Source organism: Deinococcus misasensis DSM 22328, from assembly GCF_000745915.1.
In the GTDB taxonomy this organism is placed as follows: domain Bacteria; phylum Deinococcota; class Deinococci; order Deinococcales; family Deinococcaceae; genus Deinococcus_C; species Deinococcus_C misasensis.
On the sequence record NZ_JQKG01000003.1, the window covers coordinates 115,300 to 140,369 of the forward strand.

The 25,070-nt window shown below is 56.6% G+C and carries 23 protein-coding genes and 1 riboswitch; of the genes, 12 read left to right on the forward strand and 11 right to left on the reverse strand.

Going from position 1 to position 25,070, the window contains the following annotated elements; genetic code table 11:
* Nucleotides 1-10 precede the first annotated feature (10 nt).
* Nucleotides 11-1,231, forward strand: a complete 1,221-nt coding sequence (locus tag Q371_RS03675) for a nitroreductase family protein (RefSeq protein WP_034336249.1) — start codon at nucleotides 11-13, stop codon at nucleotides 1,229-1,231.
* 10 nt (nucleotides 1,232-1,241) lie between these two features.
* Here Q371_RS03675 and Q371_RS25250 read toward each other — a convergent pair whose 3' ends face one another.
* From Q371_RS25250 to Q371_RS03695, 4 genes are all read right to left on the reverse strand, one after another.
* The gene (locus Q371_RS25250; RefSeq protein ID WP_051963161.1) at nucleotides 1,242-2,423 is read right to left on the reverse strand and encodes a HupE/UreJ family protein; all 1,182 of its coding nucleotides are present in this window, start codon (nucleotides 2,421-2,423) and stop codon (nucleotides 1,242-1,244) included.
* Nucleotides 2,420-2,989 carry a hypothetical protein gene (locus tag Q371_RS03685; protein WP_034336251.1) on the reverse strand — a complete coding sequence of 190 codons (570 nt, stop codon included), beginning with the start codon at nucleotides 2,987-2,989 and terminating at the stop codon, nucleotides 2,420-2,422. The genes Q371_RS25250 and Q371_RS03685 overlap by 4 nt, the downstream gene beginning before the upstream one ends.
* Nucleotides 2,986-4,044 carry a DUF3500 domain-containing protein gene (locus tag Q371_RS03690; RefSeq protein ID WP_034336255.1) on the reverse strand — a complete coding sequence of 353 codons (1,059 nt, stop codon included), beginning with the start codon at nucleotides 4,042-4,044 and terminating at the stop codon, nucleotides 2,986-2,988. Before Q371_RS03690 ends, Q371_RS03685 begins: the two co-directional genes overlap by 4 nt.
* Nucleotides 4,045-4,245: 201 nt before the next feature.
* Nucleotides 4,246-5,223 carry a helix-turn-helix transcriptional regulator gene (locus Q371_RS03695; protein ID WP_051963162.1) on the reverse strand — a complete coding sequence of 326 codons (978 nt, stop codon included), beginning with the start codon at nucleotides 5,221-5,223 and terminating at the stop codon, nucleotides 4,246-4,248.
* 109 nt (nucleotides 5,224-5,332) lie between these two features.
* Here Q371_RS03695 and Q371_RS03700 point away from each other — a divergent pair, with 109 nt between their 5' ends.
* From Q371_RS03700 to Q371_RS03725, 6 genes are all read left to right on the forward strand, one after another.
* Nucleotides 5,333-6,232: an alpha/beta fold hydrolase gene (locus Q371_RS03700; protein WP_034336256.1), complete on the forward strand. Its 900-nt coding sequence runs from the start codon at nucleotides 5,333-5,335 to the stop codon at nucleotides 6,230-6,232.
* 6 nt (nucleotides 6,233-6,238) lie between these two features.
* The gene (locus Q371_RS03705) at nucleotides 6,239-6,580 is read left to right on the forward strand and encodes a tRNA-binding protein (RefSeq protein WP_034336259.1); all 342 of its coding nucleotides are present in this window, start codon (nucleotides 6,239-6,241) and stop codon (nucleotides 6,578-6,580) included.
* A 165-nt stretch (nucleotides 6,581-6,745) separates the two neighbouring features.
* On the forward strand, nucleotides 6,746-8,986 hold the full coding sequence (locus Q371_RS25255) for a diguanylate cyclase domain-containing protein (RefSeq protein WP_051963163.1): 2,241 nt from the start codon (nucleotides 6,746-6,748) through the stop codon (nucleotides 8,984-8,986).
* Nucleotides 8,987-9,212: 226 nt separating this feature from the next.
* A riboswitch (cyclic di-GMP riboswitch) is annotated at nucleotides 9,213-9,296 on the forward strand.
* 58 nt (nucleotides 9,297-9,354) lie between these two features.
* Nucleotides 9,355-9,831 carry a hypothetical protein gene (locus Q371_RS03715; protein WP_034336261.1) on the forward strand — a complete coding sequence of 159 codons (477 nt, stop codon included), beginning with the start codon at nucleotides 9,355-9,357 and terminating at the stop codon, nucleotides 9,829-9,831.
* 76 nt (nucleotides 9,832-9,907) lie between these two features.
* Nucleotides 9,908-10,675 (forward strand): hypothetical protein, encoded by a 768-nt coding sequence (locus Q371_RS03720; protein ID WP_034336264.1) that lies wholly within the window; start codon nucleotides 9,908-9,910, stop codon nucleotides 10,673-10,675.
* Nucleotides 10,676-10,678: 3 nt separating this feature from the next.
* Nucleotides 10,679-13,039 carry a carboxypeptidase regulatory-like domain-containing protein gene (locus Q371_RS03725; protein WP_034336267.1) on the forward strand — a complete coding sequence of 787 codons (2,361 nt, stop codon included), beginning with the start codon at nucleotides 10,679-10,681 and terminating at the stop codon, nucleotides 13,037-13,039.
* 5 nt (nucleotides 13,040-13,044) lie between these two features.
* Here the strand turns inward: Q371_RS03725 and Q371_RS25260 are convergent, their stop codons facing one another.
* Complete coding sequence (locus Q371_RS25260; protein WP_051963164.1) at nucleotides 13,045-14,733, reverse strand: GGDEF domain-containing protein; 1,689 nt, start codon at nucleotides 14,731-14,733, stop codon at nucleotides 13,045-13,047.
* Nucleotides 14,734-15,214: 481 nt separating this feature from the next.
* Here Q371_RS25260 and Q371_RS03735 point away from each other — a divergent pair, with 481 nt between their 5' ends.
* A complete protein-coding gene (locus tag Q371_RS03735; protein ID WP_034336270.1) occupies nucleotides 15,215-15,679 on the forward strand; it encodes a DUF4258 domain-containing protein in 465 nt (154 codons plus the stop codon).
* On the opposite strand, the gene Q371_RS03740 is transcribed toward Q371_RS03735, so the two are convergent.
* The gene (locus Q371_RS03740) at nucleotides 15,639-16,289 is read right to left on the reverse strand and encodes a polysaccharide deacetylase family protein (RefSeq protein ID WP_034336272.1); all 651 of its coding nucleotides are present in this window, start codon (nucleotides 16,287-16,289) and stop codon (nucleotides 15,639-15,641) included. The genes Q371_RS03735 and Q371_RS03740 overlap by 41 nt on opposite strands.
* Nucleotides 16,290-16,480: 191 nt before the next feature.
* Here Q371_RS03740 and Q371_RS03745 point away from each other — a divergent pair, with 191 nt between their 5' ends.
* On the forward strand, nucleotides 16,481-17,545 hold the full coding sequence (locus Q371_RS03745) for a bifunctional transcriptional activator/DNA repair enzyme AdaA (RefSeq protein ID WP_034336275.1): 1,065 nt from the start codon (nucleotides 16,481-16,483) through the stop codon (nucleotides 17,543-17,545).
* A 55-nt stretch (nucleotides 17,546-17,600) separates the two neighbouring features.
* On the opposite strand, the gene Q371_RS03750 is transcribed toward Q371_RS03745, so the two are convergent.
* The 4 genes from Q371_RS03750 to Q371_RS03765 all read right to left on the reverse strand — a co-directional run bounded on the left by Q371_RS03750 (nucleotide 17,601) and on the right by Q371_RS03765 (nucleotide 21,077).
* Nucleotides 17,601-18,107 carry a hypothetical protein gene (locus Q371_RS03750; protein ID WP_034336278.1) on the reverse strand — a complete coding sequence of 169 codons (507 nt, stop codon included), beginning with the start codon at nucleotides 18,105-18,107 and terminating at the stop codon, nucleotides 17,601-17,603.
* Between the two features lie 186 nt (nucleotides 18,108-18,293).
* Nucleotides 18,294-19,049 carry an SDR family NAD(P)-dependent oxidoreductase gene (locus Q371_RS03755; protein WP_034336281.1) on the reverse strand — a complete coding sequence of 252 codons (756 nt, stop codon included), beginning with the start codon at nucleotides 19,047-19,049 and terminating at the stop codon, nucleotides 18,294-18,296.
* Between the two features lie 100 nt (nucleotides 19,050-19,149).
* On the reverse strand, nucleotides 19,150-20,370 hold the full coding sequence (locus Q371_RS03760) for a tetracycline resistance MFS efflux pump (RefSeq protein ID WP_034336284.1): 1,221 nt from the start codon (nucleotides 20,368-20,370) through the stop codon (nucleotides 19,150-19,152).
* 155 nt (nucleotides 20,371-20,525) lie between these two features.
* On the reverse strand, nucleotides 20,526-21,077 hold the full coding sequence (locus tag Q371_RS03765; RefSeq protein WP_034336288.1) for a DUF2239 family protein: 552 nt from the start codon (nucleotides 21,075-21,077) through the stop codon (nucleotides 20,526-20,528).
* A gap of 106 nt (nucleotides 21,078-21,183) precedes the next feature.
* Between Q371_RS03765 and Q371_RS03770 the strand changes: the two genes are divergently transcribed.
* The 3 genes from Q371_RS03770 to Q371_RS03780 are packed head-to-tail and all read left to right on the forward strand — an operon-like array spanning nucleotide 21,184 to nucleotide 23,610.
* Nucleotides 21,184-21,546, forward strand: coding sequence for a MerR family transcriptional regulator (locus Q371_RS03770; RefSeq protein ID WP_034336553.1), 363 nt, complete (start codon nucleotides 21,184-21,186; stop codon nucleotides 21,544-21,546).
* A 53-nt stretch (nucleotides 21,547-21,599) separates the two neighbouring features.
* A complete protein-coding gene (locus tag Q371_RS03775; protein ID WP_034336291.1) occupies nucleotides 21,600-22,346 on the forward strand; it encodes an MBL fold metallo-hydrolase in 747 nt (248 codons plus the stop codon).
* A gap of 34 nt (nucleotides 22,347-22,380) precedes the next feature.
* A complete protein-coding gene (locus Q371_RS03780) occupies nucleotides 22,381-23,610 on the forward strand; it encodes a cellulase family glycosylhydrolase (protein WP_034336294.1) in 1,230 nt (409 codons plus the stop codon).
* A 176-nt stretch (nucleotides 23,611-23,786) separates the two neighbouring features.
* Here the strand turns inward: Q371_RS03780 and Q371_RS03785 are convergent, their stop codons facing one another.
* Nucleotides 23,787-24,986 carry an ROK family transcriptional regulator gene (locus Q371_RS03785; RefSeq protein ID WP_034336296.1) on the reverse strand — a complete coding sequence of 400 codons (1,200 nt, stop codon included), beginning with the start codon at nucleotides 24,984-24,986 and terminating at the stop codon, nucleotides 23,787-23,789.
* Between the last annotated feature and the right edge of the window lie 84 nt (nucleotides 24,987-25,070).

Genomic DNA, 25,070 nt, shown 5'->3' on the forward strand with positions numbered 1-25,070 from the left:
GAGGCACCCCATGCAAGCGAACGTGCTCCATTACCAGAACACCTACCTGAAATACACCGCAGACCGCGAAGAAACAGGAGGGGCGTACCGGGGTTTCCTGCCTTCCAGAGGTGCAGAAATTTTGCTCCCTGCTCCCCAGAAACCTCAGGCCACCCTGTCTGAAGCCCTGTCCCGTTTCAGCCCGCATGCCCGTGATTTCACTTTGCAGGACCTCAGCAACCTGTGTCACCACACGCTCGGGTTCACCCGGTGGGAGGCCACCGACCTGTACCCCATCCACCGGGCCACCCCCGCCCCGAGGTGCCGTTACCCCATCGAACTCAACTGGTGGGACGGTCAGCAGGCCCACCGTTACGACCCCAGACGCCACACCCTCACACGGGCAGCCCAGACGGTGCAAAACGCAGGAGAGGCCATGTCTGCACCCGGATGGATCATCTCCGGGGTGCCCACCCGCCTTCTGAACCTGTACGGCCACTTCGCCAGTCGGTTGATGCTGCTCACCGCTGGACATGCTCTGGCCCAACTGCAAGCCACCCTGAACGCCTTTGACCTGCCCTTCAGTGACCCTCAGGTGCAGGACTTCGAATGGCCTGCCAGAGACGAAGAATTTCCCCTTGTGACCCTGCCCTGTGTCCCAGCAGAACGCCCAAATGCTCTTTTGCAGGGCTTGAAGGTGCCTTTCCTGCAAGCCACCCTGTCCAGAAGTTCCGCCTGCAACGCAGATGGCAACGGGGTCTGGCCCCTCTCCAGAGACCAGAGCCTGCTCAGCCTGCAAGACATGCTGTCCGCTCTGGAGGTGCAGCACCCGGACATTCAGGGACACGTCTATGTCCTGCATGCTGAAGACCACAAGCCCGGTGTGTATCGGGCGCAGCATGGCAACCTGCACTTTTTGCGGCCTCTTCCTCCGGACCTGCAAGACCTGTTCACCATCCTCGGGTTTCAGGCGCGGTATTGCACCTCGGTCTGGTTCCTCAGTGCGCCCACCCGCCTGCTCTCCCAACAGTCTGTGACGGGCATGGCCGAAGCCCACTTGCAAGCCGGACAGGTCGCCCAGAGGATCGGTCTGGCCGCAGGGGGACACCAGCTTTTTGCACGGCCCTCGGGCAGTTACCACGATGTGAACATCGACGCCACCCTGCACGGACCGGACACAAGCCATTCGGTGGTGTACCAGCTTCTGGTCGGGCACCAGAGGAATCCGGGTTTTGGGATTCAGCTCGGGTGAAGGTTGTGCATCACCCGGCCATGAAAGCCCGTTGCACAAACCACACCCCACCTGTCACCACCACCAGAGTGGCCACCCCCAGCAAGGCATTCCGGTACACCACAGCCGTCAATTTTCTGTGCAGTACACCCAGAACAGGCATCAACAACAGCAACACCATCACCTGACCCAACTCCACACCCACATTGAATGCCCCCAGAGACCACGCCATCTGATCCTCTGGCAGGTTCAAGGCTCCCAGCACACTGGCAAATCCAAACCCGTGAATCAACCCGAACCCAAATGCAAAAAACACCCTCAAGTCCCGTTTTCCTCTGGACTCGGGTTTCCTCAGGTGCAGCAGGTCATGCACCCCCACCACCACGATGCTCAGGGCAATCAGGCTTTCCACCAGAGTCCCGGAAGGTTGCAAAATGTTCAGTGCAGCCAGCACCAGTGTGATGCTGTGTGAAACGGTGAACGCCGTGATGATCTTCACCTGTGCACGCAAAGACCCACCCAAGAGCAGCAACGCCACCACAAACACGATGTGGTCCACTCCAATGAAAATGTGATGGATCCCCTCCCGAATGAACGTCACAATCACCTGCCACAAAGGCTCGGGGGCATCGAATCCCACAGAAGCATTCTGGTGGTCCAGAGCGTACTGTCCCAGCAGGGCCTCATTTTTGTAGACCGTCATGAAGACTTTGTGCAGGGTGTCCTCGGGGAACAGGTCGGCTTTGACCTCCAGTTTGCCCTGTAAGGTTGGGGCACTCAGGGTCACTTGCACATCTTCACCAGCAGGAAGGATCTCTGTGACCGTCAGAGGGACTTTCTGTCCAGAAGCATTGACCTGCAAGCGAGACTGCACCAGTTCAGACAGGATTTTTTGCACCTTTGCATCCAGAGGGGTGTGCTGCAAAGTGCTGGAGGTGGTGCCAGCAGGAAGCAAACCTGTTTCGTGAAGCAAAGCCAGAGCAGGAAGCTTGACTTGCAGGGTGGTGCCAGAGGAAGTGAGTTTGAGGTCCACATGGCTGAAGGTGATCTGGTGGGCGAAAGCCGCCCCTGTGAACAGGAAAACCAGCATCCACAGGGACAGCAGGCGTTTGAGAGCATGGAACAAAGAAACAAAAGCCTGTCTGTCCAGCAGGAGAACACCAGAGGATTTTTGGGAATCCTCTGGGTTCGCGGAAAAATAAAGGGAAGTCATGGTTTTTTCACCGTGTACTGCACAGAGAGGGTTTGACCGTCATTGCTGTGTTTCTGAGAATCCACCTGATATGCCCACTGTGCAGAGGGTTTCAGAAAGACATTGGCCACCCACTGGCTTTTGGCAGGCGTGTAACGGTTCAGGTAAGAGAGGGAGTGAACACCAGCAAGGTCGGTGCGTTTGGCCTGCGCGTAAATCTTGAGGGTGGCACTGCCCAGTTTCAGGTCCTCCAGAGGTGGAATTTCGGTGCTCTGGAGGGTCCAGAGGGTGGTTTTCCCGTCGAGTTTGAGGGTGGACTGGGAGAGGACCTGACGGGCGTAACTCTGGGCTTCTTGGGCCTGAACTTTGCCGTCCTGATTGGCATCAAGGGCTTTGAGGACACTGGAGGCGACTTTGCTGCCGGGGGTGATGTCGAGTTCGAGTTGCACGGTGCCCGGCGTGAGGGTGAGGTAAGCCCCCTGCACCACCTCATCCACCGGGTGCGCCAGAGCGGTTGTGGTGCAGCAGAGCAGGGCAGACAGAACCCTCTGGAGGGTGAAAGGGGAAAGTGCAGGGAAGGGTCTCATTTGGTCCAGTTGCTCCCGTAATCGTTGGTGGGGTCGCGGTACATGCTGTGGATGTGGTTGGTGGCGTCTCCCCCCATGCTTTGCGGAGAGAACTCAATCACCACGGTCGGACCTGTCACCCGGTAATACGCAGCACTCCCAGAGGTGGTCGGACCGTACCATGCAAAATAGGTGTTGTTCAGGTTGGCTTTGATGGTGGTCATTTTCTCTGCAAGGTCGTTGGCGTTCAGTGCCCCCAGACGGTCCTGAATCAGGGCCAGAAACTGGGTTTTCTGTGCATCGGTCAGTTCACTGCCCTTCAAGCCCTCGGGTTGCAGGGTTTTGCCGTCCTGTCCGGGACCCAGCACCAGATCCATCGAACGGGTGCTGATCACCGCTTTGGCTTTCTGACTGCTGCTCAGACCGTTCACCATGGCAAAAGCGTCTTTGACTTCTTGACCCACCACTTCCACTTTCTGCCCGTTGCTGGTGTAACGCACCGGTTGCCCACCCGTCAGGCTCGGGGCCAGAGTGATGTTGCTGCCCACCACCGTGGCATTCAGGGCCAGGTGGTGACCTCCGAACTGCAAGGTCCACGGACTGGTGCTGCTCGGGGTACCCACGAAAGACACGTAATACTCGGCATCCCCGAAGACCAGACGGCCTCCGCCATCGGTGCTTTTGAGCACCTCATCGGCCTGCATTTGCTGCTTGACCATGGTCAGGCCCTGCTCACTGAGCACCGAACCCAGCAAATTCATCAGGGCGGTTCTCTGGGCTTCGCTCAGGTCGCCCCACTTGATGCCGTTGCGTTGAAAGATGCCTGTGGGGAAGTTGGACCACTGCTTGCGCTGGGTGGCGTTGTCCCATGCAAAGAGCACTTTGCTTTTCTGGGTGCCAGAGAGGGTGGCCAGAAAAGCATTGGCCGCTTTGACCACCTTGTCGGTTTGTTGATCCGACTTGATGGTGGTCGTGGTGGTGGTCGCAGCCTGAGCAGAATTGAGGTTGCTCAGGGAAACCGCCCCGAGCAGCGAAAAGGCCAGCAGGCCAGAAAGGATCCAGGTGTTTTTGCGCATCTTTCACTCCATAGAGAGGGTTGAATTTCTGAAGCAGGTGGGAAAACTTCAGTGGCATCAGGCTAAAAGAAAGTTGTTAAGAACCGACAAATGGAATGTCAACACCTTGTGAGCAAGGTGCATCAAGAGGAAGGGTCTGCGCGGATTCGGCATTTTCCTCTCGGACAGACCACCTCTGGTATTTCCGTTCAGTGCTTCAGATCAGGAGCCTTGTGAAGCCTCAAAAGCCGTTTCAGCAAGGTGGATTGCTCTGGAAGCAAGGCTTTGAAAAGCCTGCATCAATTCCAGAGGGGCATGCACCGTGACATGGCATCCCAGATAAAGCAACATCGCAGCGAGGTTCTCAAGGTCTGGAATGCTTCCCCTCAGGCGGGTGTCAGGACCCTGAGGCTCCATGAGCATGTGTGCACGGGGCAACCGGGAAGTGACCTGCTCGAAAGGCAGGTGCACCGTCACATCGAATGTCCACCCTTGCGCACCAAAAGCCAGAACCTCCTGCACAAAGGGCTGCAATTCGAAGTTTTCATGCCCTTCAAATGCCTCTGGAAGGACCACCATGTGTTGAATCCGGTCCACCCGGAAGAGGCGCAGGTCTTCCCTGAGGTGGCAGTGCCCGGCCAGAAACCAGCGTCCCTCTTTTTGCAGCAAGCCCAGAGGATCCACTTTGCGCACGGTGGGTTCGCTGGCTTTGCGGCTCTGGTGGTGCAGCAGGATGGGGTGATGGTGATGCACCGCATTTGCCAACCCTGTGAGCATCGAAACCGGAATGGTCCCAGTGGGTTGGGTCAGGTCGAATTCCAGAGCAGGCAGGGTTTCTTGCACCCTCTGGTGGATGCTGGCAGGCAGCACCCGTTCCATTTTGCTTTGCACCCCGGCAGTGGAAGCCCCCAAATCTTGCAGGTTCAAGAGGCGCAAAGCCTGCAATCCCAGAGAGACCAGAAACGCCTCCTCTGCATTGAACATCAAGGGAGGCAAACGGTGCCCTGCACGGAGGCGGTAGGTTGCTCCGGGGCCTCGGGTCGCCACCACCGGAATCCCGAGGTCCTGCAGTCGGGCCACATAGCGTTGCACGGTGCGTACACTGACTTCCATGATGGAGGCCAGTTCTGCAGCCCGGATCTGCTCTCGGGCTTGAAGGATTTCCAGCACGGTCAACACCCGCATGCTCGGGTCGTACATGCCTCCATTCTGACACCTTCTCAAAAAAGATGACAGGTCCTGTCGTCTTCTGGTTCTACTCTGGTTTCAAGGCAGTCAACCCAGAAGCAATCCAGCAAGGAGGCAAACCATGCAAACCAGAAGTTTCAAAACCGCATCAGGACGCAAAGTGGCTTTTCACATTCACAATCCCGCAGGTCGCCATACGGTGGTGTTCTGCCATCCTGCCCCCGGTTCAGGGCAGTACAGCCCAGAGCTTGCCCTGCTGCAAGACATGGATGTGAAACTGATCGGTGTGGACCGCCCCGGTTACGGTCAGTCCGATCCGGTTGTCTCTGGAGATTGGGCCACGGTGGGAGGTGCAGCAGACGACATTGCTGAAATGCTTCGCATGGAGGGCATTTCAGCAGTGGGTGCTCTGGGATGGTCTGCTGGAGGCCGGGTGGCCCTTGCTTTGTCTGCCAGACACCCTGACCTTGTTCAGCATGTGGCCGTGGTTGCCACCCCTGCACCCGATGAAGCGGTCAAATGGGTCCCAGAGGAGATTTTACTGGGCATGCAAGCCATGAAAGGCATGTCTTCAGAGCAGGTCCATGCTGCAATGGCTTTTCAATTTTCTGAGGGTTTTGACCCCTCCAACCCTGAAATGGCTCTGGGAATGCTTGGGGCCTCAGAAGCAGACCATGTCATTCTTTCCAGACCGGAGGCGAAAAAAGCGCTGGAGCACATGTTGCACATGGCCTTCGAGCAGGGTTTTCAGGGCATGGTGGCAGACATCGCAGGCTACATGATGCAGCCCTGGGGCTTCTCGCCTGAACAGGTGCAGGTGCCTGTCCAGCTTTTTTATGGCACGTCTGACCCCATCATCGGTTTGTTACATGCAGAGTGGTGGCAAAAAAGCTTACCCAACGCTGAAACCCATGAAGTTTCAGGGGCAGGTCATTTGCTGATGGCAGACCTCTGGCCATCGGTACTGCGTTTTCTGACCCCTCTGACCAGAGCGGGGATTCGCTCTGGCATGGCATCATGAAAAGGCATGAGCAACCCCAACATTTCCTTTGATGACTTTCAGAAAGTGGACCTTCGTGCAGGCACCATCGTTCGGGTTGAAGCTTTCCCCGAGGCCCGCAAACCGGCATGGAAAGTGTGGGTGGACCTTGGAGACCTCGGGGTCAAAGCCTCCAGTGCGCAGATCACCGACCTTTACACCGCAGAAGATTTGCTGGGCCGTCAGGTGGTGTGCGTGGTGAACCTTGGACCACGCCGCATAGGGCCTTTCACTTCTGAAGTGCTGGTGACGGGCTTCCCGGATGAGCAGGGGAGGGTGGTCTTGACGGCTCTGGAACGCAAGGTGCCCAACGGTCAGCGCTTGTTCTGAATGGTGTGCTGTTCCATTCACCCTCCGACAGGAGGGTTTTTTGCTTTTGCTCTGCAAGAAGCTGAATCCAAATGCCACACTTGATCCACACTTCCTTTGTATCTTGAAAAAAGTTCAGGTGCCCCACATCCATTGACCCGAGAGCAGGTTCCACAGAGGTGCAACATGACCCCCATCAAAAGCGTTGCTGTGATCACCAACGCCCTTTACCATTACCAGAACACGGTGATTGCAGGCGTCCAAAGTGCCCTTCAAGACCTCCAGATTCCAGTCACGGTTTATGTTGGACAAAACATCGACAGCCCTGAGCCGGTGTACCGTCGGGCAAACGACATTTACGACCTCGTGGATCCAGAGAAGCACATTGGGGTGATTTTGCTTTCTGGTGCACTGGGGGTGCACCTCTCCGATGACGCTCTGGAGGAATGGGTTCAGCGGTTTGAGGGCTTTCCGGTGGTGAGCATTGGTCGCAAGGTGCATGGGGTTCCCAGCATCCTGATCAACAACCGTCCAGCCATGCAGGACATGATGCAGCACCTTCTGGAGGTGCGTGGCTTGCAGAAAATGGTGTTCATGCGGGGCATCGTGGGCAACCGGGATTCCGAGGAACGTGAAGCGGTGTTCCGCGATGAGATGCAGGCCCACGGTTTGCCGGTTCAGGAGGCTCTGGTGCTCACCGGGCAGTATGCCTCGTCCAGAGCCCATCAGGAAATGACCCGTTTGCTGTCCCGCACGCGGGATTTCGAGGCGGTGGTGTGCGCCAACGATGAGATGGCCGAAGGGGTCATTCAGGCGATCACCCAGCTTGGCTTGCGGGTTCCTGAAGACATTGCTGTGGTCGGCTTCGATGACAGCGAGGAATTCAAACATGTGGTCCCGGCCCTCACCACCGTCAGGCAACCGTTTTTCGAACAGGGTGAGGAGGCTGCTCGGGTGCTCCTGAACTTGTCTGTGGCATCCCCCAGAGAAGACCATTTTGTGCTTCCGCAGTTGGTGGTCCGCGAGTCCTGTGGACCTGCACTGCCCACCCTCGCAACACAGGTCCAGAGCAGGCTGTATCAGGGGGTGCTGGATGTCCAGCAGCACCTTTCTGAGGTGTTTCAGCAGGTGGCGCCTCATCCAGAGCAGCATGCCCGGTTTTTGAACCTCTGGAAAGAGACCCTTTTGACCCGCAACCATCTGGAACAAGAGTTTTACGTGTGGCGCGATGGGGTGCAAAATTGGATGAACCTGCTCGACACCCCAGAACAACCCTGCCAGGGGTTGGTGCTCGGTTATCAGGCCCAGAACCTGCTGGTGAACGTTCTGCAGATGCTGCACTCCCGAAACCACCTTCTGAGCATCAATTCCTCCAAAATGGCCCCAGAACTTTATGCTGTTGAGTGTCAGGAAGACCTGTTTCAGGCCATGGAGGCATATCTGGACCATGTGGGCATCAAACACCACATGGTGGTGCTTTACGCCCAGAGCGGACCGCGACCTGACCCTCTGGCCAGAGTGGCTCTGGCTTCAGGGGCGCGCTCTGCTCTGGATCCCTCACTGTTCCAGAGTCGGAAACTGCTGCCAGACAGCATGCAAGCAGAACTGCTCTCTGGAACGCTTTACTGTTCACCGCTGTACGTCAATGAGGTGCATTATGGCTTTTTGCTTTATGAACCGCCCATCTGGGGCCGTTTTGACGATGAAGCCCTGTGCAGGACCCTCAGCCACGCCTTGCAGCAGTTGGAGCACGTTCTGGTGTTGCGGGGCCACGCCGAAGAATTGGAGATTCAGGTGCAACTGCGCACCCGTGAACTCAAATCCGAGGTTGCAGAGCGGCGCAAAGCCGAAGAAGCCCTCAAGCTTGCCAATGCCGAACTGCAACGCTTTGCTTTTCTGGACGGCCTGACCGGAATTTACAACCGTGCAGCCTTCAATGAGCACCTGCAAAGCCAGTGGGCCATCCACCGCAGGCACCAGAGGCCCCTGTCTTTGCTGCTCTGTGACGTGGATTTCTTCAAGCGCTACAACGACTTTTACGGCCACCTCAAAGGGGACGACTGCCTGAGAGACATTGCCGCTGCACTTTCTGGGGCCGTCCGAAACCGTGCAGACACCGTGGCCCGCTATGGTGGAGAAGAATTCGTGGTGATCCTCCCCGAGACAGGCACGGATGGAGCAGCTCTGGTGGCAGAACGCATCCAGGACGCGGTGCGCCGTCTGGGTCTCCCCCATGAAGGTTCAGAAAGCACAGACACGGTGACGGTCAGTGTGGGGGTGGCCACCTTGTACCCACATGAATGGCTTCATGCAGCAGACCTCATCCAACTGGCCGACCAGTGCCTGTACCGGGCCAAACAGCTGGGACGGAATTGCATGGTGCAGCACCCTCTGGAAGGACCTTTGCAACCTCCTCAGGGCCATTGAGAAAACAAAATTTCACCCACCTCAGGCTGCAGGAAACTGCAGTTTTTTGATGTTCTGTCATGGGATGGGCATCACCAGAACATCCTTATTGATTAAAGTGTTTCATAAATATTACAAAACATAGTTATGTGTAAAGTGTTGCCAGGGCAACTTCATTAAGGCCAAATGCCATTTACAAACATGCATTGTTTCGGTATAAATAGAGCCATCAAGCACAGGTTGATCCTCTGCTGATAGAAGCGTTGAAGCCTGCTCAGTATACGGGCACCTTGAGCAGGTGGAGCAAGTGGTGCGACCGGCTATTGGTTGATTTCTCTGGTTCCAGAGGAACGTTTTCACGTCGTGGCACACCACGACAGGAGGTTCACATGTCCACTTCCCGCAACACCTTTGCTTTTCTGACCGCTCTGGCCCTTGGCAGCACCGCTTTTGCCGCCACCACTGGCGACATTGGCCTGAGCGTCGAAAACAACATGTCTGACGTGCTGACTGTCTCTGGCAGTGTGAGTGTGGTGTTCACCGGTCTGGGCAACGGCACCGTGACCGGATCCCCCACCCTGGCCTATGAAACCAGCGATGAAAGCATCCTCGGGGCACGCAAAATCACTGTTGCCCTGAGTGCAGCCCTCCCCGATGGCGTCACAGGCACCGTGAACTACACCCCCGATTCCGGGAACGGCACCGGAGCAGAAGCCGCTCTGGGCACCAGTGCTGTGAATCTGGTCACCGGAATTCCCCGTTTCAGCGTGCAAAGCGCCAAAGCCCTGACTTACGCTTTTGCAGCCACCAAGGGCTTTGATTCCAACACGGCCCTGACCGTGACCTACACCCTGATTGCGGAGTGAGTCCAGAGCCCTTCATCAAAGATGTTTTTTCAGGCAGGCAGGAGGGGATTCCCCTTCTGCCTGTTTTGAGGTGACCATGAAACACCTGCTGACCTTCCTGTTGTTCGGATCTCTGGCTTTTGCACAGGTCAGTGTGCAAGGCAACCTGATCCACACCCACAACGCCACTGCCGGGGCCACCCTGACCGGCAACCTGCTGCTGAAAAACAACGGAAAAACCCCGGAAACCCTCAAAATCTTTCTGCAGGACTACCAGTTTGAGTTGAACAGCACCCGGTTTGCTGCGCCCGGCACCCTGAGCCGTTCCAATGCCCTGTGGGTGAAACTGCCTCAGGACACCATCACCGTGCCTGCCGGAGGGGAAATCAACCTTCCATACCAGATTCAGGTGCCCGAGGACCCCAGAAAAGGCACCTTCTGGTCGGTCCTGATGCTGGAACCTGCCGATGTGCCGGTGACCACCAGCAGTCAGGGTTTGCAATTGCGTCAGGTGATGCGCACCGCCGTGCAAATCATCACCGAATTTGGAGGGGCCAGAGCCGAACTGAAATTTGGTGCCCCCAACCTCAAAAAAGCACCCCAGAAGTCCATTTTTTCGGTGCAGGTCAGCAATGCTGGAGAGGGTCGCATTTCCCCCAGTTACCTGCTGGAGGTTTACGATGCACAGGGAAACCAGATCCGGCGCATTCCTCTGCCCAAAAAAGGGCTGTATCCCGGTTCTCTGGCCTTGCTGGAATTTGAACTGGACAACCTTGACGCAGGCAAGTACACCTTCATGGTCCTGGCAGACGATGGGGTGCAGGATGTGAGCGGGGTCAAATACACCATCCACTGGAAGGAGTGAGCCTTGAAACGCTTGCTGCTCGGAGGTTTGCTGTGTTCGGTGGCCCTTGCAGCACCCTCCGTGCCCCGAAACCACTTCACTGCAGAACCGCGCAGTGTCCTGACCGTTCCTGTGCTGCTGGACAACCCGCAGGATGCTCCCCACACCGTTTCCATTTCCGCTGGGCTTCCAGAGGGCTGGAACTGGCTGTTCCCTGTGATGGGCGTGGAACTTTCCGGGCAGGAAAGCACCACCGAATTGCTGTCTTTCCGTCTTCCCGAGCGGCTTCTGGCTGGCACTTATTCCCTCCAGCTCTGGCTGGACGGTCAGGCTTTTGAAGTTCAAATCGAAGTGCAACCCAGAAGGCAAATTCACCTGCAAGCCGTGCCTCACCCGGAGCGAGCAAGTGGTCCTTACCTGCTGGAATTCTGGCTGGAGAACGCAGGAAATGTGCCAGAAGACCTCTCCCTGTCTGCCAGAGATGACCTTGGAGGAGCGGTGGAGCTTTCTGAGTCACACATCCTGTTGCAGCCTTTTGAAATGCGCAAAATCACCGTTCAGGTGGGCTTTCCAGCTTCTGTGGAGGCCGGACGTGAACAGCAGGTGGTGGTGCAGGCCACCCACCCTGACGGACAGGTGTGGCGTGCCGATGCGGTCACTTCCTTGCTGTTGCCTGAGTTGCCCACCTCACAAAAGAAACATGCCCTGAAAGGAACCGCGTCTTTTGGGGTGGGTGGGTCTGGCTCTGGTTTGACCCTGCAACCAGAAGTGAACCTGCAAGGCCAGCTTTCCTCTTCATGGTCAGGGGATTTCCGGGTGCAGGTTTCGCCACAGCGCTGGAGACTCCAGTACAGCACCCCCTTTGCACAGTGGACGGCAGGCAACCTGACCTTGCAAACCTTCTCTGGAACCCCACTGGTCATGGACGCCGTGCAGGTACAGCTTCCGCTGGATGAACTTTGGCGGTTTGCTGGAACCGTCGGGACCAGAGGGGTGGACCTGAACCTCCAGCATCCACAATGGAAACTGCATGGCCTGTTTGCCCCAGACCTCAAGGTGCTGGAAGCAGCTTTCCAGACGGTGCAGGGTGCAGAACACTGGAATGCAGCAGCTTCTGTGGACCTGAGCAGCCAGAGCCTCTGGGGTCAACTCCAGTACAGCAACGCCAACCTGCAAATGCACCTTCAAGGGATACAGGCCGGACATCTGGGTGCAAAAGAAAGTGAACTGAAAACCCGTCTGGAATGGAACCTCAAACCTTTTCAGCTGGAAGTGAACCACCTGCTGAACACCCCTTCAGACCACACCCTGAACGTGAAAGGGTCCTACAGGGGTCAGGATTTCACAGTGCAGGCCGCCGTTCAGGGTCAATGGTTGGCAGGAGAATTTCAGACGGCATGGTCTGCAGAAATCCGCCATGAACCCCACTGGTTCAAAATCCAGCACACGCCACAACTTGCGTTGCAGGGGGGCACCTCCTACAAAAACGGTCCTTTCAGGTGGCAGGGCGCTCTGGGCTTGCAACAGGATGTGCAGCAAAACACCTGGAAGGTCCAGCTCAAATCCGATGTGGTGTACCAGCAACCCCTCTGGAATGCCAGTTTTTCTGTGTCCACCTCAGACTGGGTTGCAGGGAACTGGACGCTGGGCACTTCAGCAACATGGCAGCAACCCGACCAGAGCGCGTACACCCTGAAAGGCCAACTTGGTCTGGAAAGCAACCCCAACTGGCAGGTGCAGGTTTCTGCCAGGGTGCCCATCACCCTGTATACCCTGCCCAGAGCCAACCTCGGGAGACTGGAAGGCACCTTGCTGGACCCACAGGGCCAACCTCTGGTGGGCGTGCAGGTTCAGGCGGGTGGACTTTACACCACCACCGATGCACAGGGGCATTTTGTGTTTCCAGAACTGCTCTCTGGACCCACCCAGTTGGAGGTGCAATTTCCAGAAGCTTTGCAGGGTCTGCGGTTCGAGCCTGCTTTGCCTTACAGCGTGACTCTGGAACCGGGGCAAACCCGCCAACTGGCATTTCGGGCGTACCAAACCCATACCCTTGACCTTCAGGTGCAGGTGGTCCCCATTCCCTCTGGGCAGCAAGACACGCTGGAGTGGCCAGAGGTCCCCGATTTGCGTCAGGTGGTGGTGGTTCTGGAGGGGCAGGAACAGCACCGCAAAAACCTGTCTGCAGACGGTTCCGTGCAGATTCGAGGCCTCAAAAAAGGGACGTACCGGTTGCAGATGCTGCTTCCCTCAAGCTGGGAGGGGAAATACACCTTGCAGGTCCCTCGGGAAATTCAGGTTTCAGGGGATGTGGCCGTGAACGTTCTGCTGGAGTTGCAGCCCAGAGAACGCCAACTTCAGGAGGGTGAGGAGCTTTCCTTCTGACCGCCTCAGGTGGTTTCAAACTGGATGTGGTTCCGGCCAGAGCGCTTGGCTTCGTACAGCAAGCGGTCTGCCTGTTCACGCCAGAGTTCCACATCCTCCCGACGGGACAGCACCCCACCAAACACCCCTGCCGAGAAGGTCACCTCAAACCCGAGGTTCTGCAAGCACTGGCGTTGAAAATCCTCCTTGAGGCGCAACAAGACCTGACGGGCACCTGCCGGTTCCAGACCGTGGAACACCAGCAGAAATTCCTCGCCGCCCCAGCGGAACGTCAAATCCGTGCTGCGCAAACGGTTTTGCAGCAACTGGGCCAGCAACAACAGCACCCGATCTCCCACATCGTGACCGTGGGTGTCGTTGACCCGCTTGAAGTGGTCCACATCGATCACCACCACAGAAAGGGAACGCTTTTCCTGCATGGCTTTGCGCGCCAACCCCAGCATGGCCTCCAGAGCCGAACGGCGGTTCATCAGGCCGGTCAAAGGATCGGTGTTGCTTTGCTGCTCCATCACCGAATGGTGGTCCGCGAAGAACAACAGGTGCTCCAGAGCGTCTTGCGCAGCCTCCAGAGCCTCGGATTCAGGATGGGGGTCTTTCAGGTAAAAACGCACCGGAATGCTGTCCCCTTCAGGCAGGGCACACTGCCGATCCACCCAGTGCAGGGTTTCCTGACCCCACTGGAAAGGCTCTCTGGAATGCACCTTCACCCCCTGCAAATCGGGAATGGCTTGCTGAAGCACCGTCAAAGCCTGCTGCAACTCTGGATGTGTGGGGTTGCCGGTGGTCAAACGCTGCTGGAAGGGCACCAGAATCTTCTTCAAGGTGTTCACATAGGTGCGGTAGCGGCTCTGGGCCTCCTTCTGGTGGTTCACGAAACTGACCACCAACCCAGCCAGAGCCGTGAAGGTCATGTAAAAGAAAGCTGCCAGAATCACCTTTGTGAGCACGGTTCCATTGTCCTCGATGGTCACCAGAGAACGGACCATCACCACCACGAACACGCCCAGAATCAAAGGTTTGATGTCCTGCCTTCGGCGTGTTGCTTCAAGGGCCACCCCCACCGCACAATTCACGTAAAGCATGGCGTAAGAGAGGTTCCCGATGCTGGTCAAAGACCAGCTTTCGTTCGAACGTTCCAGACCATACAAGGTGTCGATCAAAACAAAAGCATAAAAGGTCATCAACCACACGGCTCTGGAGAGGGGGGCTTTGCCTTCCAGAAAAGCCTGTGCGGCAGGAGCAGCCACCAGCAAAATGATGCAGTCCAGCAAAGGATAAATGATGGCAATTGAGGTCCAGGGCACCAACAGATTCAACCACACTGTGAACAGCAACATCGGCAGGGTGAGCAGCAACACCAACCTCGGGGGACGGGTGTTCTTGACCTGCAAAAACATCAAGATCCAGCCCAGATATCCCACAATGAAAATCACATCTGCAAGCAACACTCCGGGAAACAGAACCGTCCCTTGCACCGCAACCGCCTCGCCAATCCCCCAGAGCATCAAAGCCATTCCGCCCAGAGGCCATGGTTTGGGCAGTCTCAGACACAACAATCCGGGTAGAAAAGCGCTCAGAGGAACCAACCAGAAGGACTGCGCCTTCAATGCATTGGCAGAAAGCAACCCCAGCAACACCAGAGCCAGAACCGTCCAGAGGAGGGGTTCCATCCACCTTGATGCGTTGTCTTTCATGGGGCACCTCCTTCAAATCCACTTGCAGCTCTGGCCCCGGAGTTGCTGTGAAATGGGTGACGGGATGAGGGATGCAGGGTCTGCCAGAGGATGCTGGAACCAGAGTTGATCTTGAAAGTCGTTGACTTCAGCATAAAGCGTTCCTTGTCGCTTCACACAGGGAAAACGTCCCTTTCTCTCGGGACCCAAGGTTTCATGAAGATGGTGCAAAAGCGGACCTGAATCCCCTGTGTTCCAGACCATCGAACCACACAAATGTTCAACGAGTGTGGTCGGGTCTCTGACTTTGGAGTTCTACTGCGTTTAACAGTGAAATAGAAGGCTTCTTTTGAAGCCTTCTATTTCAAACAACACGACCTCAAGCATCAACCTCTTATTTCTCTGTCAAATGCTTTAATTCAGAGCTTTCGGGATGAAGGCTGGTGTTCAACAGAAAGTCCAAACGTCACTGCCTGTCGCAGGCAGATGCTGAAATCAAAGCATGAACACTTTGAATCTGTTTCCGGTGGGTTTGACGGTGAAGGGTGGGGATGTGTGGGTGCTGGTTCTGGGCGTGCGGGCCATCTGGCAACGCTGGCCGAAACCTTTGTGGGTGCGTCCGGTCAACCGGAAACAGATTCGCAAAAACCTTCCAGCGTCGGTGTTGGAGGTCAGTCGGCATGCCCTGTTTCGCGCTCTGGAACGCTGGGGTTTGCCAGAGAACCTTTCAGAAGCTGAACTGGAGCAAGAAATCTGGTGGGTGTTGCGGCATGGGGAATGGCGACACGAAAAGGACATCTCCAGATGCACTTTTGGGGGCAGGCAGGTGGTGCTCGGGTTTTGCAAAGAAGCTGCTGGGATGGTGGTCCTGACCGTGTATGAAGCTCGGGAGGATTGCCCGGATTTTGTGAAGCGGTTTTTTCAATTCAAATCCCGTCGGAAACCCAACCGTTCATCAGTTCGCTGACGGTCACCAGAGCATACCCCTGTTCGGTCAGGTCTTGCACGAGCAAACGCACGGCTTCCACAGTCTGGGACCGGTCTCCGCCCCCATCGTGAAAAAGCAGGATGCCGCCCGGTTGCATGCTCTGAAGGGTGCTGACCACGATGTGTTCCACCCCCGGATTCGCCCAGTCCCGGGCGTCCAGATTGACCGCAGAGATGCTGTGCATTCCGAGCCGTTCAGCGTGCTGAAAAACCGTTTCGTTGACTGCAAGGTAAGGGGCCCGGAACACCCGGACCTCTTGCTGGATCAGCTTTTTCAGAAGCTCGGAGGTGCTTTCCAATTCGGTGCGTTGCTCTTCATCAGTCAACTCTGGCAGAGAGGGGTGCGTGTGGGTGTGGTTGCCCACTTCATGCCCGGTCAGAGCCACTGTCTGCACCAGTTCAGGGTGCTTTTCGGCTTGCTGGCCCACCATGAAGAAGGTGGCTTTGCCGTTCACGGCTTCGAAGATGTCCAGCAACTCTGGGGTGAAGGTGGGGTCCGGGCCATCATCAAAGGTGAAAGCAACGGCTTTTTTGGGGGTGGGAACGCTGTGAATCCATTGTTTCTGAGAAAGGCCAGTGATTTCAGTCATGTGGGTTCAGTCTAACGCTGCCCTGTGTTCTGGTCGAAGGGATTCGTGCAGGTGTGGCTGCGGTTGGAGGGGTTTTCAAGGGTTTTGCGTCTGGGATGAGACAATGCTTTGAAAACGCTGGAAACCCAGTTTCAAAATTCGTTGTTCATTTTTCGGTGGACGGTGGAGGCGGGTTGCAGTAGACTCCTCCCATGCCCCTCCCTTCTGTTGCAGAAATGATCAAAGCCATGCTGGACAGCAACCCTGCATTTGAAGGGGTGTTTTTCACCGCGGTGCGAACCACCCGCATTTTCTGCCGTCCCACCTGTCCGGCCCGCAAGCCCCTCCCGGAGAACGTGCAGTTTTACGCCACCGCAGAGGAGGCCCTCACGGCAGGTTTTCGCCCTTGCAAGCGGTGTCAGCCCCTTTCAGTGAAAGGGGAAGCCCCAGAGGTGGTGCAGCAAGCCCTGAAATTGTTGGACCACCATCCGAGGGTCCGCTGGACCGATGAGAACTTGCAGGAAAAAGGACTGGACCCCCTCACCTTGCGACGCTGGTTCAAACAGCATCACGGCATGACGTTTCACACTTATGCCAGAGCGCGCCGTCTGGGGCTGGCACTCGGGCAAATCCAGCAGGGAGAGAAACTGGATGCTGCTGCATTCGATCACGGTTACGAATCGGAGAGCGGTTTCCGGGCTGCACTGGAACACACCACGGGTCGTCCGTCTGCCCATGCCAGAACCCTGAACGTTTTGCATTACACCCAGATCCTGACGCCCCTTGGTCCCATGGTGGCCATGGCCGAAGACGCCGGATTGGTCTTGCTGGAATTCACAGACCGCCCTGCCCTGCCCGATGAGGTGCAGGAACTGCGGGAAAAACACGCCTACACCCCTCTGCCCGGAGACCACAAGCACCTGCAACATGTGCGTGAAGAACTTTCCTTGTACTTCTCTGGAAAGTTGCAGCAGTTCACGGTTCCGCTGTGCATGCCCTCGACCCCTTTTCAACAGAAGGTGTGGGAGGCTTTGCAGCAGATTCCTTATGGGACCACCACCACCTACGGCAAACTGGCAGAGTCGCTCGGGCAGGGTGGGGCGAGCAGGGCAGTGGGCCGGGCCAATGGTCAAAACCGCATCGCCATTGTGGTGCCCTGCCACCGGGTGATGGGTGCAGATGGCACCCTGACCGGCTATGGCGGAGGTCAAGCCCGCAAGCAAAAACTGCTGGAACTGGAAAAACAGCAGGTGGCTGCTTTGTTGTTGCCCACTTGAAGCCAAAACCAGAGCCCTGAAGTTTGATTGTTCAGGGCTCTGGTGCGTTGAAAGCTCAGTTTTTGCGGATGTTGTAGGTGTTGCTCTGGAACCCGGAGTTCTGGGTCGCGCAAGCCGAGGAGTAGTAAGAACTGGTGATGCTCCAGTTGAATGGAATGCTGGAGATGTTGCACACCCCGTTGATCTGGGTGTTGTAAGCGGTGTTCACCAGGTTGTAGGCGTTTTTCTCGAAGCCTGCGTTCTGGGTGCTGCACTGGGAGGCGTAGAAGTAGCTGGTGATCACCCATCCAGAGGGGGGCAGGCTCAGGCTGCAAGCCCCGTTGAAGCTGCTCAGGCCACTCAGGTTTTCGATGGTGTAGGTGTTCTTGGTGAATCCACTTCCGCAGGCAGCGCTGTAGAAGTAACTGGTGACCACCGAGCCAGAGGGCACCCATTGTGAGGCGCACTGGTTGTAGCCTTGCGCGGCAACACCGGTGTTTTCAGGGCTCTGGTTCTGGGGGACTTGGCTTCCGCAGGAGGCGAGGAGCAGCAGGCCAGCAATGAACAATGCATTTTTTTTCATGGGGTCTCCGTGTGGGTTGTGCACCCAGATCAGCTTAGTCACAAATGTAACAATTTCGTATCGGATTCATCCTCAGGTGAATCTAAAGGAATTGCCTGATCTCAGAAAATGAAATCTGGTGTAGAGGGGTAGATGCAAGATTTTGTTTACTAAAATTTGCTTTTGTATCAGAAATCTTTTGAAAGGCTACTTCTTCCGCACCTGTTCACGCCACTGGATCAAGCGGTGCAAAAAAGGCAGCACCGCCCGGAGCTTGAGCCCCACCCGAAACACATCCGACGGAAAAATGGAGGTCTGATCGGCTTCGATGCCTCTCAGGATGGCCCGGGCAACTTCCTGAGGGGTCTGACTGGGCCACGGAACCGGGGTCTTTGAGCTGGCCTGCTGAAAAAACGCCGTCCGGGTGGCAATCGGATAAACCAGCACCAGAGACCTGGGATCGGACAGTTGCCAGCGGTGGCTGTCTGCAAAAGCGTGCAGTGCAGCTTTGGTAGAGGAGTACAGGGCATATTTTGGAAGGGGAATGTACGCCATGGCAGAAGCCGTGATCACCACCCGGTACGGCTTGTGCCGGTTCAGCTCCTGCATTTTCAGGGCTGCGTGGATTGCAGAAAACACATTCACCTGAAAAATCCGTTCCATGTGCTCCCAGTCGGCATGGTTCAGGTGCTCGTAGTAAGCAAATCCAGCATTGGCAACAAACAAATCAATCCGGCCCAGAAGGCCAAGTGCCTGCTCGAACAGGGCATCCACCTGCTCGGGTCTGGACAGGTCAAAGGCCAGAGGGGTGATGCGCTCGGGGTGCTCAAAAGCAGACAGGTCGATGGGTCGCACATCCACCGCCACAATCTGCACGTCCTGCTTGCAGAGTTCTGCAATGAGCGCTTGCCCGATGCCGGAAGCTGCTCCGGTCACGATGGTTTTCTTGCGGGTGAGTTCCACGTTTCTGTTATAAAGCATCTGACACAGGAACAAGGGGTTCAACAGGTCCGTTCTGAGCAAGACATCAAACAGGGACCTGCCAGAATGCAGGTCCCAGAGGTCACTGGATTTGCGTGTGGGAAGCTGAACTCTGGCGGGTTTCCTGAAGGTGGTACACCACCGCGGCAGACAGCACCAGCAGGGCAGCTGCGAAGAAGGCCACGCCCGGCAATTGTAGGTTGGAAGGTCGGGTGAAGTGCTCAAACAGTTGGGTGGCCACCAGAGGTCCGAACACCCCGGCAAGGCTGCCCAGTGCGCTGAAACTGCCCTGCACGTTGCCTTGCAGGTGGGTGGGCGTCCGTGCTGCGACCTGTGCTTGAAGGGCAGGGCCTCCAATCCCCATCAGGCAGGAGATGGGCATGAACAGGTAAAACATCCAGGCCTGTGAAGACAGTCCGTACATCAGGTATCCCACAGTCCCACACAGCAAAGCCAGCAGGATGGAGGCATGGATGCCCAGCCGTTTCAGCACTTTTCCAACCAGAAAGACCTGTACCAGCACCCCGAGCACCCCTGCTGCGGTCAGGGCCAGTCCACTTTCCGAAGGCCCCCACTGGTAACGGTTGGCCCCGTGCAGCACCCATGTGCTGGTGATGCACTGCAAGGCCAGAGAGGTCAGTAGGGACACCCATCCCAGCACCCGTAAGCCAGAGGTGTTCCAGAGGGTTTGAAAACCGATGCGGGGATCGGGCTTCTGCGGGTGGCGTTTTTCGCTGGGTAGGGATTCTTGCAGGAAAACCAGACCGTAGAGGCCGTTCAAGAGGGCACATCCTGCTGCCACCATGAAAGGAAGGCGCAAACCATGCTGCCCGAGAATCCCTCCCAATGCAGGTCCCACAATCAGCCCGAGGCTGAGGGCTGCCCCCACCATTCCGAAATGGCGTGCACGGTTCTCTGGCGTGCTGAGGTCTGCAATGAAAGCATTGGCCACCCCTGCACTGGCTGCCGCAACCCCTGAGAGGGCACGCGCCAGCATCAGAAATCCGAGTGAGGGACTGAAGGTGATCATCAGGTAAGCCACCGCTGCAAGCAGGGTGGATCCGAGCAGCACAGGTCGCCGTCCGATGCGGTCACTGAGGCTGCCCAGAAGGGGAGAGGCCAAGAGTTGGGCAAGGGCATAAAGGGCAATCAAGAGGCCATAACTCTGGCTGGCTTGCATCCCTGAGAGGTCTGCCACCAAGCCGGGCATCACAGGCAGGATCAATCCCAGTCCCAGCATGTCGAGCAGCAGGGTCACAAAAATGAAAGGCAGGGCGGGTCGAGGGTGTGGTTTCGGTTTCATGGTTCCTCCAGAACACAAAGGGATGACCTGATGGCGATGCCGTCAGATGCAGTTGGATTTCGGATTGTGATGGGGTGCAAAAACAGGACCGGCCAGAGGGCTCTGGTCGCTCAGGGTTTGAACTTCATTTTGGGGTTCAGCTCAGGGGAAAAAGTTTACTGAAAAGCAGGCTCAGCCAGTTTGAGGGTGTGGGTTTTGATGTCTTCGGGCCAGTGCCCAATGTGCATTTCAAAACGGGCACGGTCCGAGGCGTACAGGGCTCTGGAGGCTTCCTGATAACCGCTGAGGTCTCCGGCCATCACCTGCATGAAGCGGTCTGCAGCAGTTTGCGCTTGCCTGACGGAATTTTCGTCTTTCTTGCGGGCCTCTTCGATCAGGCGACGCAGGGCAGCAGAAGCCCCGCCGGGTTGTTGTTCCAGCCATTCCCAGTGCCTCGGGAACAGGGTGACTTCCCGGGCCACCACCCCGAGTTTGGGCCGTCCACGTCCAGCTTTTGGTGTGGTCTGGTGGCGGTCCAGCACCTCTTCAAGGCTGCCCCTGAGGTCAAAATCAATGGTGCTGCCGGTCTGGTCGTTGAAGATCAGGATGTTGTGCTGCACATCCAGAGGCCCCGGGTGGGTTTTGAGGTGGGTGAGGGTGTCCAGCAGGTTTCCAGTGTGCATTTTCCGATTGCCGTGAAAGATGGTGTAAAGGGTTGAATCGTCCATGCTTGAATTCTACCCGGATAAAAATCATAAGTCAATATCATCCGGGTAAAATGAAAAAAACCACCCCCTTGACCCTCACACATGTGTCAGGGTTTACACTGTGGCCATGAAGATCGGTGCCCTCTCCAAACAGACCGGGGTCAGTGTCCGGGCCATCCGGCATTACGACCAGATGGGCCTCCTCACCTCACAACGCGAGGAGAACGGGTACCGCAGCTTCAGTCCAGAGGACGTCAAACGGGTCCAACTGATCCGCCTGTTCCTCAGCATTGGATTTCAACTGGACGAAATCCGCAAATATGGCCCCTGCTGGAAAGACGAAGTTTCACCTCTGGACGACACCCCGGTTGCCCTCACAGTGGCGTTTTATGAACGCAAACTGGAGCAACTGAACGGTCAAATCGACATCCTGCAGGAAATCCGCAACCGCCTGGAATCACAGGTGCGCACCCTGCGCGAACACCTGTAAATTCCCTGTGTTTTTCAACCGCTGGCTTCCAGAAGGCCAGAGGAGGTCCTGTCATGCACCTGAAACTGCTTCGCAATGCCACCCTGCGCCTGTCCTACGCTGGACACGAAATCTTGATTGACCCCATGCTGGGGGGCAAACACACCCTGCCTGCTTTCGCTGGAAAAGAAAGCAATCCCACCTGTGATCTGCCTGTAGATATCTCCGAAGCCATCTCTGGCATCGAACTGGTGGTCGTGTCCCACCTGCACCCCGACCACTTCGATGAAACCGCCAGAGACCTCCTTCCCAAAAACCTCCCTTTGCTGGTCCAACCCGGTGATGAAGCAGCCTTTGAAAAGGCAGGCTTCCAGCACATCCATCCCCTGACAGACCGTTTTGAGTGGCAGGGACTGTCTTTCACGCGCACGGCAGGTGAGCACGGCAGTGGTCCCATCCTGTCTCGCATGGGAAATGTGATGGGTTTTGTGCTGCAAGCCGAAAATGAACCCACAGTCTACTGGCTTGGAGACACGGTCCTCACCCCACAGGTCCTGCAAACCGCTCTGGACCTGAAGCCCGACGTGGTTGTGACCCACTCGGGCGGAGCGGTGATCGCAGACACCCTGTTGATCATGGACCACCTGCAAACCCTGCAGCTTGCCCAGCAGTTGCCAGAGGCCACCGTGGTTGCGGTGCACATGGAAAGCCTTGACCATTGCATGGTCAGCCGACATGAACTCAGGGAGGCCGGAAAAGCTGCTGGACTCAGGGAAGGCCAGTTGCAGGTTCCAGAGGACGGTGAAGGGCTCTGGCTTTAAGTTTGTTTTAAGTTTTTTCCAGCACACTCGGGCCATGAAAAAACACATCGCTTTGCTGATGACCACATTGCTTTTGGCTTCCTGTTCAAAACAGACCACCCCAGAGACCCCCAGCAAACCCATCCGTGACCCGAGGGTGTCCAGCCAGGCCCTCAGGATGCCAGTGGTCACTTTTCAGGTGCGTGGTTCCACCATTTACGACCTGAACAACCAGCCTTTCACGGTCAGGGGAGCAGGTGTCCTGTACCACACCTTCATGGGCATGGACGATGGTGGTTATGGAATCGGCGATTTGCAGCACCTTCCTGAGCAACTGACCAGCCTGAAACAAATGGGGGTCAATCTGGTGCGGATTTTTGTGACCGCTTCGATTCTGGACCCCACACCCCTGCCGGGCACCAAACCCACGGCCACCCCTTATCCAAGGCTGGAAACCCTCAAGCAGGCTGTGGACACCATCAACCGTGAAGGCATGGTGGCCCTGATTGCCAACTCCTACTCGGACGACCCGAACCTCAACGTGCAGGTTTTGAAGGTGCTGGCTTCCACCTTCAGGGGCAACAGTCTGGTGTGGCTCACCCCCATGAACGAACCGAACTGTGCAGTGTCTGAATTCCAGACCGGAGATCCTCCACATTGTGGCGATTGGGACGTGTGGAGAACCCAGCAAAACCTGTACATCAAAACCATTCGAGACCAGCGTTTTGTGGGTCCACTGTTGATCAATGGGGTGGCCTATTCTCAGGACCTCACTCGGGTGTCTGAAGGGCTGCTCAGTGATCCCAACAACAACCTGATTTTTGGGGCGCACCGGTACGGAGACCACCATGTGTCTTTCACTGCCACGGAAGAACAAGAAGTGCAACAGTTGTGGGCCAACATCACCCAGTATCCTGTGGTGATCGATGAAGTGGGTGCGGACAATGGGGAAGACTTCCTCAACAGCCCGGAGTGGACCAGAGGTTTCATGGAATTTGCATGCCAATGGACCCAGCATCAAGGGGGAGATGGAGCCATTGCATTCACCAGTTACACCTCGGATGGCAACTCGCTGTTTGAGGATGCCGGTTACGACGATGGCAACGAGGACGACATCCCTTCTCCGGTGTTGCCTCTGGTTTTGACCGAATGGGGAAACACCTTCTTCGAGAAGTTTGTGTTTCCGGTCAAAACCGGGTTGCCCTGCATCGATGTCATCCAACCGTGGGAGCCTCTGCCCGGTGATGTGATTGGCCCGGGAGATCCTTCTTTGCCCGTGAACTGACCTGTGTATGGAAGTACCATCTGGGTGGTGGGTGGAAAAGAACGGGTGACCCTGTGCAGGAAGTCCGAAAAGGGCTTTCTGCCTTTTTGCTCTGGTGGTTGGGTAAGGTCAACAGTCCACAGGGGAAAGCCGTCCTGCTGCACTGATCTGCAAAACACGAGGATGGATGAAGGGGCTCAGGCCCCTTCTTTTTGCAGGTGGGCCTGAGGCTCCTGAAAAATCTGCTCCACCACCAGAGCCGCTGCCCCCACCGCACTGGAATCCGAGCCCAGTCCCGCTTTGACGATGTTCACGTCTTTGGAGAGGAAGCCAAAAGAGCGGCCTTTGACTTTTTCGGTGACACAGTCGATGAAATCCGGCCATGCGCGGACCAAGGTTCCACCCAGCACGATCAGGTCCGGGTCGTAGTGGTTGATGGCATTGACCACCGTGGCAGCAATGTACTGGTAGGTGCGGGCTTTGATGTTGATGGCGTTCTGAATGCCTTCCTGCGCCAGAGCTTCCAGTTCTCTGGCGTTCTGGCATTTCAGGCCCAGTCGGGTGGCTTCCAGCAGGATGGCAGGCACACTGACCAGCGTTTCCACGCACCCGCGGTTTCCGCATTCGCAGAGGGGACCGTCCACGTGGATGGTGGTGTGCCCGATTTCTCCGGCCAGTTCGTGGGCACCCCGGAAGATGTGGTCCCGCACAATCAAGCCTGCCCCCACCCCGGCCCGGAAAGACACGTAAAGCAAGGTTCCCACCCCATTTTTCCCGGCCCCAAACCAGCGTTCCCCAAGGGCAGCGGTTTTGGCATCGTCATCGAGCCAGCAGGGGACCTTGAATTTTTCTTGAATCAGACGGGCCAGAGGCACATTGCGCCAGCCGCCAAAATTGGGAGGCCCGAGCACCGTGCCCTCTCTGGAATTCACAGGTCCGGGCACCCCGATCCCAATGCCGAGCAATTCCAGAGCGGGGTCGGTGATGCCTTCAATGTGCTGGAACAGCAAGGACAGGGTGTGTTCCAGCCCGAGGTTCGGGTCGTGTGGAACGTTTTCGCGGGCCAGCACTTTGCCGCAAAAGTCTGTGCGAACCACATGCAGGGTGGAACGGGAGATTTCCACCCCAATGATCTGCCCTCTGGAGGGGTTGAGGGTCAGCAAAGTGGGCCTGCGTCCCACCTGTTTGTTGTCGGAGCGGGTTTCAATCAGGATCTGGAGGTCGTTGAGTTCATCCACCAGATGGGTGATGGTGGCAGCGGTGAGTCCGGTGGCCTCCGCAAGTTCACTTCTGGAAATGGGTTGCAACTTCCTCAGGGCGTCCAGCACCACACTGAGGTTTTCGGCTTTGACTTTGGGAAGGTTGCTCCCTTTTTTGATCTCCAGTCGTGTGGTCATGTTCCCCTCTTAATTTTTTTATTTTAACAAACTCTGCCCGGACGGGTTGTGCCCTCGCCTAGCGTTCTGGTTCAGCGCCTTGGA